The organism is Paenibacillus faecis (genome assembly GCF_008084145.1).
Taxonomy (GTDB): domain Bacteria; phylum Bacillota; class Bacilli; order Paenibacillales; family Paenibacillaceae; genus Fontibacillus; species Fontibacillus faecis.
This window is the reverse complement of sequence record NZ_VSDO01000003.1, coordinates 450,713-467,930: the sequence shown is the minus strand read 5'-3', so window position 1 is coordinate 467,930 and position 17,218 is coordinate 450,713. Positions and strand designations below refer to the sequence as shown.

Annotated in this window: 14 protein-coding genes; 8 read left to right on the top strand and 6 right to left on the bottom strand. The window is 54.7% G+C overall.

Annotated elements, in window-relative coordinates:
- Window positions 1–16: 16 nt before the first annotated feature.
- The 4 genes from FRY98_RS15550 to FRY98_RS15535 all read right to left on the bottom strand — a co-directional run bounded on the left by FRY98_RS15550 (window position 17) and on the right by FRY98_RS15535 (window position 4,261).
- Window positions 17–724 carry a hypothetical protein gene (locus FRY98_RS15550; protein WP_148453561.1) on the bottom strand — a complete coding sequence of 236 codons (708 nt, stop codon included), beginning with the start codon at window positions 722–724 and terminating at the stop codon, window positions 17–19.
- Complete coding sequence (locus tag FRY98_RS15545) at window positions 699–1,601, bottom strand: ATP-binding cassette domain-containing protein (RefSeq protein ID WP_148453559.1); 903 nt, start codon at window positions 1,599–1,601, stop codon at window positions 699–701. The genes FRY98_RS15550 and FRY98_RS15545 overlap by 26 nt, the downstream gene beginning before the upstream one ends.
- A 5-nt stretch (window positions 1,602–1,606) precedes the next feature.
- Window positions 1,607–1,975 (bottom strand): GntR family transcriptional regulator, encoded by a 369-nt coding sequence (locus tag FRY98_RS15540; protein WP_148453557.1) that lies wholly within the window; start codon window positions 1,973–1,975, stop codon window positions 1,607–1,609.
- A gap of 144 nt (window positions 1,976–2,119) precedes the next feature.
- The gene (locus FRY98_RS15535; RefSeq protein WP_170287103.1) at window positions 2,120–4,261 is read right to left on the bottom strand and encodes an S-layer homology domain-containing protein; all 2,142 of its coding nucleotides are present in this window, start codon (window positions 4,259–4,261) and stop codon (window positions 2,120–2,122) included.
- A gap of 218 nt (window positions 4,262–4,479) precedes the next feature.
- On the opposite strand from FRY98_RS15535, the gene FRY98_RS15530 reads away from it, so the two are divergent.
- The gene (locus FRY98_RS15530) at window positions 4,480–5,925 is read left to right on the top strand and encodes a hypothetical protein (protein WP_148453553.1); all 1,446 of its coding nucleotides are present in this window, start codon (window positions 4,480–4,482) and stop codon (window positions 5,923–5,925) included.
- Between the two features lie 305 nt (window positions 5,926–6,230).
- Here FRY98_RS15530 and FRY98_RS15525 read toward each other — a convergent pair whose 3' ends face one another.
- Window positions 6,231–6,902 carry a DUF559 domain-containing protein gene (locus FRY98_RS15525; RefSeq protein ID WP_148453551.1) on the bottom strand — a complete coding sequence of 224 codons (672 nt, stop codon included), beginning with the start codon at window positions 6,900–6,902 and terminating at the stop codon, window positions 6,231–6,233.
- Between the two features lie 540 nt (window positions 6,903–7,442).
- Here FRY98_RS15525 and FRY98_RS15520 point away from each other — a divergent pair.
- Entirely contained in the window at window positions 7,443–8,189 is a 747-nt protein-coding gene (locus tag FRY98_RS15520; RefSeq protein WP_148453549.1) for a Bax inhibitor-1/YccA family protein, read from the top strand.
- 71 nt (window positions 8,190–8,260) lie between these two features.
- Here the strand turns inward: FRY98_RS15520 and FRY98_RS15515 are convergent, their stop codons facing one another.
- Window positions 8,261–8,611: a heme oxygenase gene (locus FRY98_RS15515; protein ID WP_148453547.1), complete on the bottom strand. Its 351-nt coding sequence runs from the start codon at window positions 8,609–8,611 to the stop codon at window positions 8,261–8,263.
- Between the two features lie 150 nt (window positions 8,612–8,761).
- On the opposite strand from FRY98_RS15515, the gene FRY98_RS15510 reads away from it, so the two are divergent.
- The 6 genes from FRY98_RS15510 to FRY98_RS15485 all read left to right on the top strand — a co-directional run bounded on the left by FRY98_RS15510 (window position 8,762) and on the right by FRY98_RS15485 (window position 17,149).
- Window positions 8,762–9,451, top strand: coding sequence for a response regulator transcription factor (locus tag FRY98_RS15510; RefSeq protein WP_148453545.1), 690 nt, complete (start codon window positions 8,762–8,764; stop codon window positions 9,449–9,451).
- Complete coding sequence (locus FRY98_RS15505; protein ID WP_148453542.1) at window positions 9,442–10,923, top strand: sensor histidine kinase; 1,482 nt, start codon at window positions 9,442–9,444, stop codon at window positions 10,921–10,923. Before FRY98_RS15510 ends, FRY98_RS15505 begins: the two co-directional genes overlap by 10 nt.
- A gap of 156 nt (window positions 10,924–11,079) precedes the next feature.
- Entirely contained in the window at window positions 11,080–12,147 is a 1,068-nt protein-coding gene (rlmN, locus tag FRY98_RS15500; protein ID WP_148453540.1) for a dual-specificity RNA methyltransferase RlmN, read from the top strand.
- Window positions 12,148–12,929: 782 nt separating this feature from the next.
- Window positions 12,930–14,120, top strand: a complete 1,191-nt coding sequence (locus FRY98_RS15495; protein WP_170286984.1) for an IS4 family transposase — start codon at window positions 12,930–12,932, stop codon at window positions 14,118–14,120.
- Window positions 14,121–14,642: 522 nt separating this feature from the next.
- The gene (locus FRY98_RS15490) at window positions 14,643–15,677 is read left to right on the top strand and encodes a LacI family DNA-binding transcriptional regulator (RefSeq protein WP_148453538.1); all 1,035 of its coding nucleotides are present in this window, start codon (window positions 14,643–14,645) and stop codon (window positions 15,675–15,677) included.
- 215 nt (window positions 15,678–15,892) lie between these two features.
- Complete coding sequence (locus FRY98_RS15485) at window positions 15,893–17,149, top strand: sugar ABC transporter substrate-binding protein (protein ID WP_170287102.1); 1,257 nt, start codon at window positions 15,893–15,895, stop codon at window positions 17,147–17,149.
- Window positions 17,150–17,218 lie beyond the last annotated feature (69 nt).

Genomic DNA, 17,218 nt, shown 5'->3' with positions numbered 1-17,218 from the left:
CCGGTCGGGGCCAAATTTATTTAAGCTTCACCGGAGCCCTTCTCGTGACTCCCCGGATGAGCCACAGAACGAGGCTCAGCAGCACGGCGGAGCTCAGGAATGATGCGTATCCAGGCACCAGGGAGGGCTCCCAATGGAAGACCCGGTCAATCAGACCCCGCAACTCATACTGCCATAAAAAGTCGGTGATGCCGATCGTGACGATCGCCAGCACGATAAAGCCCATGCGGACGACGCCCTTAAATCGGTAGAAACCTGCGCTGATCAGCCAACCGGCGAGATAAAAGGTCAGGAGATTGATCCAAGCGGTCATAATCGCATCGATGCTGTTTTCCTGGAACAGGAGGTACTGTGATGACTGTAATCCCGCGCCGTTCAGGCCGGGAAAAGCTTGCAGCAGCAAGGTTGCGACCGTGAGCACCAGCGTGATGGTCAGAGTAAGGCCGAGAGCAGCGGACAAGGTGCCCCAGAAATACTTTTTGCGGGTGACGCCGGATTTTACATAAAAGGTCAAAAACGATGTTGCGGCGACGATGCCGAGGATGAGCAGATAGGTTTTGGTCGGCCGATATGCAAAAAGAACCGGATCATGTGCTTCGCTCGAGGTGCCGAACAGGGCAACCGCATTGAGCACGAGAGCGAAGGCAAAATACCAAAGCGTCCATTTCATTTGATTCAGGTACAAGTCCAGGCCGATTTTAGAGATGCTGGTTTTCGTCTTCATGAGGAACCTCCTCCCCGCGGGTAAGATGGATAAACAAATCCTGAAGCGGTACGGGCCCGAGCTCCAGGCCAAGCTGTTTGGCGGCCCGCCGCTGCCCGTCGTCCAGTTCGCCGTAAACCATGGCCGATTTCGTACCGCCCAGCCGCTGCACATTCAGCACCTGCAGACCGCGGGTAAATTCATCCACGGACTCCGCCGAGCCGGTTACCGAAACGCCCCGGTGAATCAGTAAATCATAGCTTTCCTGCAGCAGCAGCTTGCCCCGGTCCAAAATGAGCACCTCGTCGAACAGGTAATCCATCTCCGAAACGAAGTGGGTAGAGAACAGGATCGTACGGGGATGGGCCGCCTGGTCCTCCAGCAGTTCCCGGTAAAAAATTTCGCGCGTCGGCGCGTCCATCCCCTGGTACGCTTCATCGTAAAGGGTCACGGGGGAGCGGTTCGCGAGACCGACCGTCACGCTCAGGGCACTCTGCATGCCTTTGGACAACTGGCCGATCTTTTTGTGCAGCGGGAGACCGAAGCGCTCCACCAGCTTGGCGGCGTAGTCCGCATCGAAGTGCGGGCGGTAGCGCTTGGAGCCTTCCAGCATGTCTTTTACCGTATCCGTCTCATTGCGGTAATCCGTCTCGTGGACAAACGTCACCTGCTCCATCACCGTCTCGTTTTCAAACGGGACTTCCCCGCCAACCAACACGGTGCCCGACGTCGGCTCTATATAAGAGGCGAGCAGGGAGAGGAGCGTGGTTTTCCCGGCACCGTTCCGCCCGATCAGCCCGTAGATTTTACCGCCTTCCAAGGAAAAAGAGAGGTTATCCAGCGCGGCAAAGCCCCCGTATTTTACGTAAACCTGATCAAATTTGACATCCCATATCACATCAATCACATCCCTTTGTATTCTCGGATCATTTGGAGGAGGTCTTCCTCGGTTACTCCCAATTTGCCGGCTTCCTGCAGCATCGGGTACACATATTGCTCGGCGAAGGCCGATTTGCGCTGCGTCAGCAGTTGATCCCGGGCACCTTCGGCGACGAACAAGCCGATCCCCCTTTTTTTGTAAACAACGCCCGAATCGACAAGCAAATTAATTCCTTTGGACACCGTGATGTGATTGATTTTATAAAAATGGACCAGCTGGTTCGTGGAAGGAATCTGCTCGTGCTCTCTGAGTTGTCCGTTGACGATCTGATCCTCGATCCGGTCGCGAATTTGCAAAAACAAGGGTTTACCGCTGTCAAAAGAGCCGTTCATGCGGAGTCACCTCCTTCCAACATTCTATAGTTATATAGTCATGTATATAACTATATATGTCGATGAAATCAATGTCAACGCGCGAGAGGTCCGGACATCAAAAAGAACGGCCCGAATTTTCACGGGCCGTTCTCCGATAAACGATTAATTATAGATGCGAGGCGGGAAAGAAAGAACGGGGATTTCGATGGTATAGGTATCCTTCCCGTTTTTGGCAAAGTCCGTAATTCCGCTCACGCCGATTTTAAATTTGCCGGATGTCAGGTTGGAGACTTTCGCGTTGCCGTTCTCCGTCAAGGTGAGAATGAGCCGGTTGCCGCCGGCCGGATAATTATGGGTGAAGTCATTCACCCGATCGAATGGAACAGGATGTCCGGCGGATTCGCTTTCGTTGAGGCTGTCCGGAATATATTGCAGGGTCACGTTCGGATCCGGGCCCCAAATCGGCTCGTCCGCCACGAGCGTAATCACGCCGTCGCCATACGTACTCTCGGTGACGGAGAAAGCCGGCGGCGTGTTATCCAGCGTCATCGGAAGCTCGAGTACCTGCACGGGCTCCGGATTGCCGGTTTCGTAAATGTTAAACCGGAGTGAAGGCTGGGTCACGGTGTCGGCCGCCAATAACCTCAGTCTGACCCGGTCCGATTCTTTGCTGATTTGAATATTCGGATCGGTGGACTCGATCTTCACACTTCCGACTGCAAAGTCATCGATTATGATCTTGAAATGACCGCTATCGGCCGCTTCGTCGAAAACCAGATGGGCGGTTGGCGAATCGGTTCCCCGCGACACTTTGAGAAAATCGTTGATATTACGCAATTTATAAGTTGCCGGATCGTTTCCTATAACGTTGTCGTCCGCCAGATAGATTGCATACTCCATTCCCATGATGCCGGGGTTCAGCACAAAGGGAACTTCAGGGTTTAGGGTCGCCGTTAACGGCTGGAACTTGGAGCTTTCAAACCGGTCAATGACAACTTGTAACGTGTACACGTAGTTTTTGACCATTTCCGGTCTAGTCACGGGTCCTCTCAGCTCGGCATCGGCCTCCTGAGCGGCCGTCCAAAGATGTTGGATTTCATATTGGGGATACTTTCCGTCAGCTCCATCCAACAAGGCGTTGGCCTTGTCAACGAGCTCCCGCAGTACAGCGGACGGATCCGCAACCGTGTAAGTGACGGTCTTGGCGGAAATCGCTGGCGATACCTTATCGGCAGCGCTGCGAATCGTCCGTCCGGTCGACAAGGAACGGTATGTCAACTGCGCGGATTGGTCGAGCGGCAGGATGGTGTCCGTGGTTAGGATCACGGACTTATCCTTGATCAGGATGTTTTTGAGACCGACCGGAGATGTTTGCCCCTCCAGGCTGCGGGTGATTTGAAAGTCTTCCGCTGCCGGAACATAACGGCTATCCAGCGTTTCGCCGTAAGCCAGAACGATCGTTTTGCCATCGGCAAAAGAAACGGCAGGCTGCGCCATCTCCGTGGTCACGGGGTCCGGGTTCGTGGTTCCGCCCCCGCTGCTGCCTCCGCTGCTCGATCCTCCCGAGGTGGATACCGGTGTTTGGGGCTTCGGCGCTTCTGGGGTTTGAGGTTGGGCCGAGGGCGGATTTTTTGTCCCCTCCGGTGAAGGAGTTGCCGGGGTTTGATTTTTCAACTCGTCCGATTTCTTCAGGAACTTGGAGGCGACCAAAGCGACCTGCTGCCGTTCCGCCGATCCGGTGGGGTTAAACATTCCGTTCGGAGTCCCATTGAGCAAGCGCAGCTCAACGGCGGCGGCCACGGCGTCCTTGGCGTAATCGGAGATTTGATGGGCATCGCTGAATTTAAGCCCCGATCCTTTCCCCGCTGCGAAGGCTTCCTGGCCCAAGGCCCGAACGAAAAGAACCGCCATGTCCTGGCGCGAAAGGTTCTGTCCGAATCCGAACTCCCCGTTGCCCGTACCTTTGATTAATCCGGCTTTGACCGCGGCTTCCACGGCCGCAAAGGCGTAATGAGAGCTTGGAACATCGCTGAAGGTAGCCGTGGCGGGAGCGGTGCTCAGATCAAGGTTCATGGCTTTGGCGAGAATGATCGCGAAATCCTGGCGTGATATGTTGCCGGTAGGATCGAATTTCCCGTCCCCCTTTCCGTTGATAATCCCTTTCTCCGCCAGCTCCAAAATCGCATCTTTGGCGAAGGAGCCGTTAATGTCGCTCAACGTGGCGGCCGCCGCGGAGGCCGGAAGCGACAGCGCGCTCATCAGAGCGGCGGTGGTCATGACCTTGGTAAGTGATTTCTTTTTCATCCCTTGTCCCATTCCCCTTATACATCGAATGATCTCTCCGGTTATAACTCCGAAAAAATTTACTTATATCATAATGGATGACCTTGGGTTTGTAATTATTTTTCTTTAAAAATTAAATAAGAAAATTTAAGGCGTTGCCACGGGCGTTTCGAACCCGCCAACGGGCCATTGCATAGCATATAAAACCAGTCGACGAGCGGGAAGGGATGGGGTTCGGGATGGGGATTCAGCTCACGGCGATTCACTACGTATATTTGGCTTGTATTGCCGGCATATTGGCCCTGTTGATTCGGCGAAGGGATACGACGATCATCTGCGTGGCCGGGATTTTTCTCTTGGGGTTGTTGGCGACGGGGACGCTGGGCGGTTCGGTTTCCGGGATCTTTGATGCTTTCATTTATGCGACAAAAGAATTGATGGGAACGATCATGATTATCTCGATCGTGGTAGCGATGAGCCGGGTGCTGATTCGGACGGGGATTAACGAAACGATGCTGGGGCCCTTGATGCGCTTCATCCGCACGCCCGCCGTCGCGTTCTGGGGAATTGGCCTAATCATGATGATCACTTCGTTCTTCTTCTGGCCCTCCCCGGCGGTTGCCTTAATCGGGGCCGTGCTGCTGCCGGTCGCGCTGCGGGTCGGCCTCCCCGCGCTGGGGGCCGCGGTGGCGATGAATCTGTTCGGCCACGGCATTGCGCTGTCGGGGGACTACATCATTCAGGGGGCCCCGAAGCTGACGGCGGACGCGGCGGGACTGTCGGCCGGCGAGGTCATGGCGGCGAGCGTGCCGCTGGTGGCGGTGATGGGCGTGGTGACCACGGTCATGGCCTACTGGCTGATGCGCCGCGACCAGAAGCGGGGGACGTGGCGCGACGGACAGATCGCGGAGCCCGGGGCGGCAGGCGGATTGAGCGGCGGAGAAGCCGGGAGCGGGGAGGGAGAGCGCGGGCAACGGCAGGAGGCGGAGCAGGTCTCGCTTTCGGGACCCGTGAAAAAAACGCTCGCCCTGCTGATCCCGCTTCTTTTTCTCGCCGATGTGGTGGCGATGTTTTGGCTGGATCTGCAGGGCGGGCAGGCCACGGCGCTTGTTGGCGGCACCGCCGTGCTGATCCTGATCGCGGTCGCCCTGTTGGCGCACCGCGGCAGGGGGCTTGAAAAGACGACGTCCTACCTCATCGACGGCTTCGTCTTCGGTTTTAAGGTGTTCGGTCCGGTCATCCCGATCGCCGCGTTTTTTTATCTCGGCGATTCCGCGTTTACGGACCTGTTCGGGGAGACGCTCCCGGCGGGCTCGCACGGGATCGTCAACGACCTGGGGGCCGCGCTGGCCGGGAGCGTCCCCCTGAACGGCGCCGCCGGCGCCGTCACCCTGGCGGCGGTCGGGGCGATCACCGGCCTCGACGGCTCCGGCTTCTCCGGCATCTCCCTGGCCGGGTCGGTCGCGCAGCTGTTCGCGGTCGCGACGCAAACCGACGCCGCCACACTGACGGCGCTCGGCCAGATCGCCGCCATCTGGGTCGGCGGCGGCACGCTGATCCCGTGGGCGCTGATCCCGGCCGCCGCGATCTGCGGCGTCAGCCCGTTCGAGCTCGCCCGGCGCAACCTGGTGCCGGTGCTGACCGGGCTGGCGGCGACCACGTTGGTCGCCATCTTCCTGCTCTGACCGCGTCCGGCCTGGCCGCCCGCCCGTGCGGCACCGGATGCTGCGCGGGAGAAGCCCGCCCGCCCCGCGCAGCTCTTGCCGGCAGCGAAATTAACGGGATTTCCTCCCGTTAATTTCGCGCCTAAGCCGTTGCGGGCTCAAATAACGGGAAAATCTCCCGTTATTTAAGCTCGCCATCGGCCCAGGCGCTCCTTTGAGGCAAATTTAGCTGGAGAAATTCCAGCTAATTGGCCCTCAGGGGCGCCTGGCGGGTAAATTAGCGGGATTTTGTCCCGCTAATTGCGGTTTGCCCCTTCGCGCAATACCTAATCCAGGTATTCCAGCATCCCGCGTACGAGGCCGTACCGCACCAGCCGTTGGCCGGTTCCGCGGGCGCAGGGATGTAGCCAGCCTTTGTCGCACAGCTTGCGGAGCATGCGTACCGCGGTTTTGTGATCCACGGTGAAGTGGCGCTCCACGTCCTTCGGCCGAATCTCGCCGTCCAAATGCACCGCCAGGCGGATCAACTCTTTTTCGGCGAATAGAGCACGCTTGGCAGGTTCTTGGACGGGTTGCAGCCGGGCTATTACCATTCGCAGCAGGGTCAGGCATACGTCGGGGCGCTGATCCACATCATCGTAGGCAAACGAAAGCACATGATAGCCCATTGCGTAGAGGAAGGTTTCCCGGTTCAGCTCGTGGCAGTATTTTAGCCGGTCCATCTCCCTGACGTGCGGGCCGTAACCTTTAACCTCGATAATCAACTTGACATAGCCCGGCAGCCAGGCGAAATCGGCAAAATACGACCTCCCCCGCCAATCGGGCACCTCATACTCGGGATGAAGCTGATCAAGATTCCCCCGAAGCGGCCACCATACCTGCTGCAGGAAGCGTTTTTCCGCATGAAGATGGCCTCTTTCCAGCCGCCCCCTGCGCTCGCCGCTTCTAGCCGATAAGTGGTGCCCCAGCCATGACGCGTGACTCTCCTCGAAATCCATATTTTCATACATCCTTTCGCAAAAAAATAAAAACGCCCCGCCTCACTCCTGTGGAGTAAAACGGGACGTTCTTCGTCTCTTATGAAACAAGTATATGCGAATTTGGCGGTGCTGACCACATCCATTTTCGGTTCGGCCTTCCTTCCCCTAAAAATAACAGGAAAACCTCCCGCTAATTTTGAATAGAATGGCTAGAGCGGAAAATTAGCTGGAAAATCTCCCGTTATTTTAGTCGCCCTCCCGTCAAACTGGCCTTGCGCGCAAAATTAGCTCCTTTTTTTCCAGCTAAATGCTGGAATCCAGCCGAAATCGCCAAATTAACAGGAGTTTTTCCCGCTAATGAGCGAACCGAGAGGGAACTTGGCCACCTTTGCAGCGCCTCCCGGGGTTCCGCCTGTTACAAAACGGCCATGCCGGAACTCAGCTACCTAAGGCGTTCTCCCCTCCCGGCCGATATTTGCGTTGTCCCAAAATCAGTTCTAATTATCTTCCTAAATTGTGGTATTATGATTACAAATACATAAATGAGGTGATTTTTGCTTGATCGGACGCAGTGGTAATCCTACTTTGAAAGAAAGTACATTCGAGAGAGCGGGGACGTTCTCCGGAATGAACGCGATGACGATTGAAGGAACCGTCAACAAGGCGTTTATTACGCTGATCATCCTTCTCGGCAGCGCATTTAGCACATGGATGCTGTATTTTGACGGCTACAATGTGGTCCCAATGGCGATCGGCGGTGCCCTGGTCGGGCTGATTCTGGCCTTGATCGTTAGCTTCGCGCCAAAGGCCGCGCCGTTCCTGGTGCCGGTTTACGCGGTTGCGGAAGGGATGTTCCTGGGGGCCATCTCGGCTCAGTTTGAACAAAGGATCGAACCGGGTATTACGCTGAACGCCATCCTTCTGACGATGGGGGTGTTCTTCGCCCTGCTGATCGCCTACAAGACGAGATTGATCAAGGCGACGGAGAACTTCAAGCTGGGTGTCGTTGCGGCTACCGGCGGCATCGCGCTGGTGTATCTGATCAACTTCATCCTGGGATTCTTCGGGATGCAGGTTCCGTTCCTGCATGAAAGCAGCTGGATCGGCATCGGTATCTCGGTCGTGATCGTGATCATCGCCGCGCTGAACCTCGTGCTGGACTTCGACTTTATCGAGAACGGCGCAGCGCAAGGCGCTCCAAAATATATGGAGTGGTACGGCGCGTTCGGCCTGATGGTCACGCTGGTATGGCTGTATCTGGAGATTATCCGCTTGCTTGCCAAGCTGGCGGCCAGCCGGGATTAATACGGAACGCCTGCTTAAACAACAACAAAAGGCTGACGGGAACTTTTCCCGTCAGCCTTTTTCACGTGCGTCTAGCCGATTTCCTTGACCGAAGCCACTTCATAGATGATCAGTTCGCTGCCCAGAATCGGCGATTCTTTTTTCGCGTCCTCTCCTGAGCCAGATGCGCCGGATGCCCCGGACGCGGGCCGCTGGTGCGCGGCCTTAAAGGCGTCGCTATTCTTCCAGGCTTCAAAATCTCCGAGCGTTTCCCAATACGTATTGACGTTCAACTCATCGTAATCGCTCAGGTTCTGCGTCAGCAGCACCTCCACCTTGACGATCCCTTTGGACGTATCCAGGGGACCGGGGGCGGTAAACCGGGGAGCCATGGCGGCGGCCATGCCTTTTTTGACGCGGATGCGGTTGGTTACTACGACCATGTTTGAACAGCTCCTTTGCTTGGGATTCTACTTTGTGGGACAGGCGATGCTTTAGGACCAGTATAAAATTTTTGCGGCGCGAAGAAAAGTTCGTAACCGACGGGTTATGATTTTGTTAGAATTAAACGATACGATTAGAAGAAAAAGGTGATGGACATGCCGGACACAACGGTGTTGATTGTAGATGACGAAGCGGACATCGTGTCCTTTTTACGCGATGCGCTGGAGGATGAAGGTTATGAGGTGTTGACGGCACGGAACGGAGAAGAGGCGGTTCGCCAGGCCGAAAAAGGACCGCAGCTCGTGCTGCTCGACGTCATGATGGACGGCATGAACGGCTTTGAGGTGTGCGAGCGGATCAGGTCTGCGGTGCATGGGCCGATTATTTTTCTGAGCGCCTGCCAGGAGGAAGCGGACCGCATTAAGGGTCTGGTGGTCGGAGGGGACGACTACCTCGTTAAGCCCTTCAGCCTGTCCGAGCTGAAAGCCCGCGTTCACGCCCATCTGCGCCGGGAGCGCCGCCAATCGGAATCCCGCGAGGAGGAAATTCTCCGGTTCGGCGATCTTACGATCGACTATAACCGGCGTACGGTGCGGATTCGGGGCGAGGAAGTCGAGTTGACCGCGAAGATGTTCGAGATCGTCTGGCTGCTGGCGTTGAATCGGGGGCATGTTTTTTCCAGGGAGCATATTTATGAACGGGTATGGGGCCTGGAAGCCGACGGGGACGACTCGACGGTAACGGAGCATATCAAAAAAATCCGGGCGCGGCTTCAGGCCGTTTCGCCGGATGATAATTACATTCAGACCGTGTGGGGAGTCGGTTACAAATGGAAATGAAGCCCGTATCGATTCGTACCCGGCTGCACCGGATGATCGTCTGGATTTTGACGTTAAGCCTCGTCTGCACGCTGCTGACCTGGTGCGTCATGCTCTTGATCGGGCAATCGAGAGTCAATAGCGAGAATTATTACGAGCGGATGATTCCCGGCATCCAGGAACGCTTATGGGAGGAGGGGGGACGTGTGCTCGATCCCGCGGCGGCTTCCGAGCTGGATGCCGTGATTCCGCCGGAGGGGTTCAAATATAAAGTGGTCGACAAATCGGGGGAGTTTCTCTACGGTACTTACCCGGATCGGTCGGATGTGCCGCCGGCGAAGCTTATGGAACGTTTAAACAAGGTCGCGCGGGGATCGGAACACGACTATATCCAATATGTCCCGCTGCTTGACGGGCATGATCAAATGGGCGGGGCCCTCCTGTTGTCCTACAAGCTGAAAGTCACGCCGATCCGCGCTTCGGATTCCCTGTTGGTCAAAGCGGGAGTTCCCCTCTTCCTTTGCATTCCTTTCGTTTATATCGTTCTGTTTACGATTCTGTTCGTGCGCCGTTTTGACCGGGAAATCAAGGGGCCGCTCGATCAGCTGATCACCGCAACGGGCCACATCCGGCAGCAGGATTTGCAATTTACGTTGACGCAGGGCGGGACGATTACGGAGATCCGCGACTTGACCGGAGCGTTCGAGCGAATGCGGAAGGAGCTGGCGGATTCACTTCACCGGGAGTGGAAGCTGCAGAAGGATCGCAAAGAGATGATCGCGGCCCTGGCCCATGATATCCGCACACCGCTGACTGTGATTCAGGGGCACGTGGAAGGGTTGGAGGAAGCGAGGCGGCGGAATATCGACCGGTTCGACCGATACCTGCATGTCATCAAGGCGAATGTCGATCGGGCGGTCAAGCTGGTGCGGGATTTGAACCAGACGGCGGTGCTGGAGCAGGACTCTTTTCAACTCGGCAAGGTGGCGTTCGATCCCGCGGAGTACTTGGAGGAGAAGGCCGGTGAATATGAATCCTGGTGCGAAAAAGAAGGCGTCCGGTTCGTATGCCGGATGACCGATGCCAGGGAAACTCCGGAAAGCCCCAAACTGCTTGCCGATCCGGACCGCCTCTCGCAGGTGCTGGACAATCTGGTCTCCAACAGCCTCCGGTTTGCGGAGCGGGGAGAGATCCGGCTGACCGCGCGGATCGGCGGGGAGCGGTTGGAGCTGGTACTGGCCGACAATGGCCCCGGATTTGAGCCGGGTAAGGAGGCGGAGGTGTTCCAGGCCTTTTACCAGGGCGGAACGGGCGTGAGCCGGCGCAAGGGACATGCGGGCCTTGGCCTCTATATTGCCAAAACCATCGTCGACAAACATGGCGGGGAGATCGCGGCCAGCCGGGGTGAGGACGGCGGCGCGGTCGTCACGGTGACGCTTCCGATGGGAGAGGGCCGGAAAGACGAAACGGCCGCAGGCGCGGGCAGGCAGTGATCGGAAAGAACATTTCACACGGCTGGCTTACGAGTAAATCAATAGTTTAACTTATAGAATCTGCCACGTGAAACTTGCTTGTGTTCATATTGAAAATTTGGGACAATAGAACAGATTGAACCATTGCAGAGTTTGCGCATAGAAAGAGGCAGAACTATGAATAAACCATCCATTTATGGATTGACTTTAGAGCAGCTCGGTACCTGGCTGGAGGAGCATGGGCAGAAGAAATCGCGCGCCTTGCAGGTATGGGAAGGGCTTTATCGGCAGCGGGCCAGAAATTTCGGGGAAATGAGCGAGGTTAGGCCGGAGACGCTCGAGCTGCTGGAGGCGCATTTTTCGTTGCAAACGCTGGAAGTGCATACGAAGCAGCAGTCCGCGGACGGGACCGTTAAGTTCCTGCTGCGGCTGGCCGACGGCAACCTGATCGAGACGGTGCTGATGCGGCACAAGTTCGGCTTGTCCGTCTGCGTGACCACGCAGGTCGGCTGCAATATCGGCTGCAGCTTCTGCGCCAGCGGATTGCTTAAGAAAAGCCGGGATCTGACCTCCGGCGAGATCGCGGAGCAGATCATGAAGGTCCAGCTGTTCCTGGACGAATCGGGACAAGGGGAGCTCGTCAGCCACATCGTGGTGATGGGCATCGGCGAGCCGTTCGATAACTTCACGCATCTGGTGAATTTCCTGCGGACGGTGATGGATCCGAAAGGGCTGGCGATCGGACCGAGACATATCACCGTTTCGACGAGCGGCCTGGCGGACAAGATCCGGGAGTTCGCGGATCTGAACCTGCGCGTCAACCTGGCGGTATCGCTGCATGCGCCGAACAATGAGCTGCGCACGCGGATCATGAAGATCAACCGCGCGATTCCGATCGAAACGCTGATGCAGGCTATCGATTACTACCTGGAGAAAACGAATCAGCGGATTACGCTGGAGTATATTTTGCTGCGCGAAGTGAACGACCAGCGGGAGCAGGCGCTGGAGCTCGCGGAGCTCATCGGGGACCGGAGGCCGTACGTGAATGTGAACCTCATTCCGTACAACCCCGTCGATGAGCACAGCCAATATCAGCGCAGCGATCAGGAAGCCGTGCTGGCCTTCTACGATGCGCTGAAGAAGCAAAACGTCAGCTGCAGCATCCGCCTCGAGCACGGCACCGACATCGATGCCGCCTGCGGCCAGCTGCGCAGCAAGCAGATTAAGCGGCTGGAGCACGCTTGATCGTGAACCGCCCGGAAGCGCGAGCTTTATCGCGCGCTTTTTGGGCGGTTTTTTTGGCGCGAGTTAGCGGGGATTTACCCCACCCCCCGTCCTGTTCGTGAGGAAGCTGCCCGGAAGCAAAGGGGGGATCGCGGGAAACCGGAAAACTGCGGAAAACTTCGGAAATCGGCGGAAAACTTCGGAAATCGGCGGAAAACTTTACGCTAGTTCAGCCGAAATCGGGAAAGCGGCGCTTGGGTGGAACGGAGATAGCAGGATGAGGAAGGCTAAAATCCGGCTATAGCAGGCTGGGGCTGGCTAAATCAGAATTAGCAGGAAAGAGCATTCAAATCCGGAGCTATAGCAGGAAGAAGCATTTAAATCCGGAGCTATAGCAGGAAGAAGCATTTAAATCCGGAGCTACAGCAGGAAGGAGCCGGCCAAATCCGGCCCACGGCCTGAAGTTAGCGGCCTTGCGGCCCGGACTGTCGTTGCACTAAACCCCCGACAGGGTGCGGCCTATCCGCTATCCCTCTTGCCGCCCGTTATAATAGCGGCGTTTCGGGCCGTTATTTCGGCCAGATTCGCTTTTTCGGGGAAAATAGCGGTCAAAAGGGGGCTTATTTTCCCGGTACGGGCTCGAAAATCGTTTTTTTTGCCCTATTCCTCTAAAATAAGGCCTCAAATGACCGCTATTTCCACTAGCGTTGCATTAAATTTCGCAGACAAAAAAGAAGACATCTCCTATTGTTGAGTTACCCTCGCGTTATCCATAAAAACGCCTCAACAATAAGGAGATGACTATGGATAACGTACCTAATCAAACTGTCATTTGTCAATGTCTAAAGTTATTAAATGTGGACCCTTCTCGTAATACATCTTTGGATTATCGTGCCCGGAAATTTTTTGTCGGTTCTGCGACTCTTCTGTTTATTGAGGCTCAGTTGCACCAGCGCGGTTCCTATAAAGTGATAGCAGAGCATTTAGCCGCCAATCGCGATTTTCAGAAATTCCTTCAACTCGAAAGTATCAGTGCTGCCCAGTTATCACGAAAAATGAAGCAACTGCCTATGGCAAATCTTCAAACGCTCTTTTTCTCGATCATGGAACGAATCAAGCAGCAAACGAAGAACTTGAAGGGAATTACTCCGGGTATTGGTAAACTAAATCTCTTAGATTCGACGGGAGTTACTCTGCCACCTATTCTCGCAAAATGGTGCTACTGTTCAGAAACCAATCACGGCGCGAAGATGCACACCTCCTTGGTCGTGGTGGACTCCAAAACCATGTATCCGGGTAAAATCATCGCCTCCACCAAGGATATCGCGGACCATGAAGTGGCTCTTGAATTCACGGTCGACAAAGACGCGACTTATGTGATGGATCGTGGTTACCAAGTGTACGAGCATTTTCAACAATGGCTAGAGGACAAGATCAAATTTGTATGTCGCGTCAAGGAAAATAGCCGGCTAACGATCATCCGGGAAAGGGAACTGCCCAAAAGACAGAAGGGTTTCATCCGTGATGCTGATGTGAAGCTTCCGGGCTTGCCTGGGGTTTTTCGCCTAATTGAGTTTTATGATGACCAGAAGCGTACTTATCGCCTTGTAACGAACCGTTTTGACTTGTCTGCACACCAAATCGCTGAGATTTACCGAAATCGTTGGCACATCGAGTTGTTTTTTAAGTGGGTCAAACAGCATATTCGATTAGTTAAACCACATGGATATACGCCAGAAGTCATCTGGAACCAAATGTATATCGCTTTAATCGCCTATGCTTTATGCTTGCTCGTCAAGTTGACCCTGGACTGTAAAAAATCGATGTGGGATCTTCTTCAACTGATTCGTATCTATGCGGAAAAGCCGTGGGAAGATCTGATGAAAGCCCTCTACCGCAAGCCAACACGAACCTCGAAGGGGCGAACCAAGCGAAATGGCAGGCCACCAAAAAAAGCAAAGAAGTCAATGGAGCCGAGACTGATCATACGCTAATGACAAATGAACAGGAATAGTAATTTTCAAAAAAAAGGATAATGCGTAGGGCCTTTTCCCCCTTAGCTTTTTTTGTTTAACCAAGAAAAACATAATGTAAAAATATTGATTAAAAGTAAATTTAGGGGAATTATTCATAATCAAATTACTTAATGCAACGCTAGTGCGCTATTTCACGCCGAAGAGGCAAATTCGACAAAATAGCGCCTCATTTGGCCCTTATCTTTCCTGAGCGCCCCGGACTGCCGATAAGTTTGCAGCACGCCGCAAAAGCCCAATGTGGTGCTGACGAGTACAGCACCGCCAACGGCACCCCATACCAGTACCAGTTGTTAAACTGGCTCTAGGCGCTACGGGGCCTACGCCCGTTGGAACTTGCCCGGCGTCTCGCCAAATAAATAAATGATGTACGTAAATCAAAAAAAGTCAAACAAATATCATGAAAGCGTTGACATAAAAATGTTCGGTTGATATGATGGGACCATAAAAGCCAAGAAAAAAAGAAATGGCAGAGGATAGAGTATGGGACAAGAGAGACGATTGACGCTGAAAGAACTGGCGAAGCAGATCGGGGTATCCGCGGCTACGCTGGACCGGGTGTTGAACAACCGGGGAAATGTGAAGCGCCAGACTTATGACAAAGTGATGGAGAAGATCAAGGAATTGAACTACATGCCGAACAAATCGGCGAGCTTTCTGTCGCGGAAGAATGATTATCATATGGCGATGGTATTCCCGGAGCTTCCAGAGTATTTTTGGACACAGGTGGAGAAAGGCGTGCAGATCGCCATCGATGAGTTTCGCGATTACGGGCTTCACGTCAGCATCATCCGTTCCGAGAAATACGAACTGGAGCCGCAGAAGAAGATTGTACAGGAACTGATCGATTCGGGGAATTACGACGCCATCGCGCTGTCGCCGAACGATCCTCAGGAAATGGCCGATTTGATCGACCATGGCATGGATCAGGGGGTGGCGGTCTGTACGTTTAACAGCGATTCGCCGCTGAGCAAGCGGCTGTTCTACGTCGGCTGCGACTACCGGATTGCCGGCCGTCTGGCGGCGGACGCGCTGTGCAAGTTCCTCGGCGGGAAGACGAGGGTAGGGCTGGTGATGTCATACACCAACTTTCAAATGCAGCAGAAGATTACCGGGTTCCGCGAAGTGGTGAGCGAGTACGATCACATTGAAATGGTCGGTCCGCTCAAGCTCCGGCAGGAAGATTACGACTCGCCCGACGCGTTTGCCGATTACTTCCGGGAAGTGGACGGAATTTACGTGTCCAGCGCCCGCCTGGATGTAGTCGCCAAGCATTTGGAGGAGCTTGAACTGGAACACCGCCCGGTTCTCATCGGCCATGATATGACGGAGGAAACCTACCAATACATGAAGCGGGGGATCGTCACCGCGACGATTTGCCAGGATCCGGTCAATCAGGGCTACCTGACGGTCAAGGCGATGTTCGACCACCTGGTTTCCGGCCACAAAGTCGGGTTGAAAGAAAACATCACCAAGCTGGAATTGGTGACCAAGGAAAACGCGCGTTATTACATCTAAACCACGCCCTGCGTAATAACGCAGTTTTTTACCGTAAAAATGATGTACGTACATCATTTTATGATGAAATAAGTAGCTTTAATTTGATGCCTTCACTTCGACTCACCCACAATCGGTATTACTGCCTCCGTTTTTAAACTAGAGCAACTCCAAAACGAAAACGGCAGTGCATGCAAATACAAACTTACAAACCAAGAAGACTAGGGGGAAAGGCAATGTTCAAAAATGTAAGGGCTCTCATGATGTTAATGGTGGCTGCTCTCGTCGTATTGTCCGCGTGCGCTCCAAAAACGGAGTCGGGTTCGGGCGGGTCCGGCGGCTCCGGCCAAGAGGGCGACAAGGTCGTCATTAAGTGGTGGGATTCCATGACCAGCGACGCCACCCAAGGCGCCATCAAAACGATCATTTCCGAATATGAGGCGGCCCATCCGAACGTCAAAATCGAACGCACCTATATCTCTTTTGCGGATATCAAGAACAAGCTGCTCCTCGGTTCCGTCGGTAACGACATGCCGGATATCGTCTGGATCGATAACCCGGACCACCAGGCTTTTGCCGCGGCCGGCATTCTCGCGGACCTGACCGAGCCGATCAAGGAGTGGGGCCAGGCGGATAAGTACTTCGAAGGTCCTTGGTCTTCTACCGTTTATGAAGGCAAGAACTACGGCGTGCCGATCGGCAGCAACAATCTGGCGCTCTATTACAACAAGGATATGTTTGAAGCGAAAGGCCTGACCCCTCCCGCCAATTGGGAAGAGCTGAAGGAAGCGGCCAAACAGCTTACCACCAAGGATGTTTACGGTTTTGCGATGACCGCGGTCAAAACGGAAGAAGGCACATTCCAGTTCCTTCCCCTGATGTACCAGGCCGGGTCCGACCTGACGAACTTCAATAGCCCGGGCACGATCGAAGCGGCGACCCTGGTCTCCGATATGGTCAAGAACGGTTATATGTCCAAGGAAGTCATCAACCAGAAGCAGTCCGACACCGTCGTTCAGTTCTCCACCGGCAAGGTAGCGATGATGATGAACGGCACCTGGCAGATTCCTTTGCTCAAAAAAGAAGGAAAAGTCAATTGGGGCGTCGTCGAGCTGCCGGTCAACAAGCAGGGCGGAACGATTCTCGGCGGCGAAAACTGGGCGATTACCAACGCCTCCAAAAACAAAGACATCGCCTTCGACATTATCAAATTCGCCAACGAGCCCGATCGTTTGAAAGCGTTTGTACAGGCGGCGGGACGGCTCCCGAGCCGCTCCGACCTGCTGCAGGATCCATTCTGGCAGGACGACAAGGACTTGAAAGTGTTTGCGGATGCGATGGAAGTGGCCAAAGCGAGAGCCTACGGTCCGGAATATCCGAAAATGTCCGAGGCTGTTCAAATCATGCTGCAGCAAGTCATCACGGGCAGCAAAGCGCCTGAGCGAGCCGTCCAGGAAGCGGCCGGCAAAATCGATCCGCTGGTGAAGAAATAAGAATAAAAACCACCAAAGTTTAGTTTGTCACCGGGGATGCCGAGTCGGCATCCCCCATTCCAAAGAAAC

Excerpts from the sequence above, each read along its gene's own strand:
- FRY98_RS15550 (WP_148453561.1), bottom strand. The coding sequence starts at position 724 with ATGAAGACGAAAACCAGCATCTCTAAAATCGGCCTGGACTTGTACCTG.
- FRY98_RS15540 (WP_148453557.1), bottom strand. The coding sequence starts at position 1,975 with ATGAACGGCTCTTTTGACAGCGGTAAACCCTTGTTTTTGCAAATTCGC.
- FRY98_RS15535 (WP_170287103.1), bottom strand. The coding sequence starts at position 4,261 with ATGAAAAAGAAATCACTTACCAAGGTCATGACCACCGCCGCTCTGATG.
- FRY98_RS15530 (WP_148453553.1), top strand. The coding sequence starts at position 4,480 with ATGGGGATTCAGCTCACGGCGATTCACTACGTATATTTGGCTTGTATT.
- FRY98_RS15525 (WP_148453551.1), bottom strand. The coding sequence starts at position 6,902 with ATGGATTTCGAGGAGAGTCACGCGTCATGGCTGGGGCACCACTTATCG.
- FRY98_RS15515 (WP_148453547.1), bottom strand. The coding sequence starts at position 8,611 with ATGGTCGTAGTAACCAACCGCATCCGCGTCAAAAAAGGCATGGCCGCC.
- FRY98_RS15510 (WP_148453545.1), top strand. The coding sequence starts at position 8,762 with ATGGACATGCCGGACACAACGGTGTTGATTGTAGATGACGAAGCGGAC.
- FRY98_RS15505 (WP_148453542.1), top strand. The coding sequence starts at position 9,442 with ATGGAAATGAAGCCCGTATCGATTCGTACCCGGCTGCACCGGATGATC.
- rlmN (WP_148453540.1), top strand. The coding sequence starts at position 11,080 with ATGAATAAACCATCCATTTATGGATTGACTTTAGAGCAGCTCGGTACC.
- FRY98_RS15495 (WP_170286984.1), top strand. The coding sequence starts at position 12,930 with ATGGATAACGTACCTAATCAAACTGTCATTTGTCAATGTCTAAAGTTA.
- FRY98_RS15490 (WP_148453538.1), top strand. The coding sequence starts at position 14,643 with ATGGGACAAGAGAGACGATTGACGCTGAAAGAACTGGCGAAGCAGATC.
- FRY98_RS15485 (WP_170287102.1), top strand. The coding sequence starts at position 15,893 with ATGTTCAAAAATGTAAGGGCTCTCATGATGTTAATGGTGGCTGCTCTC.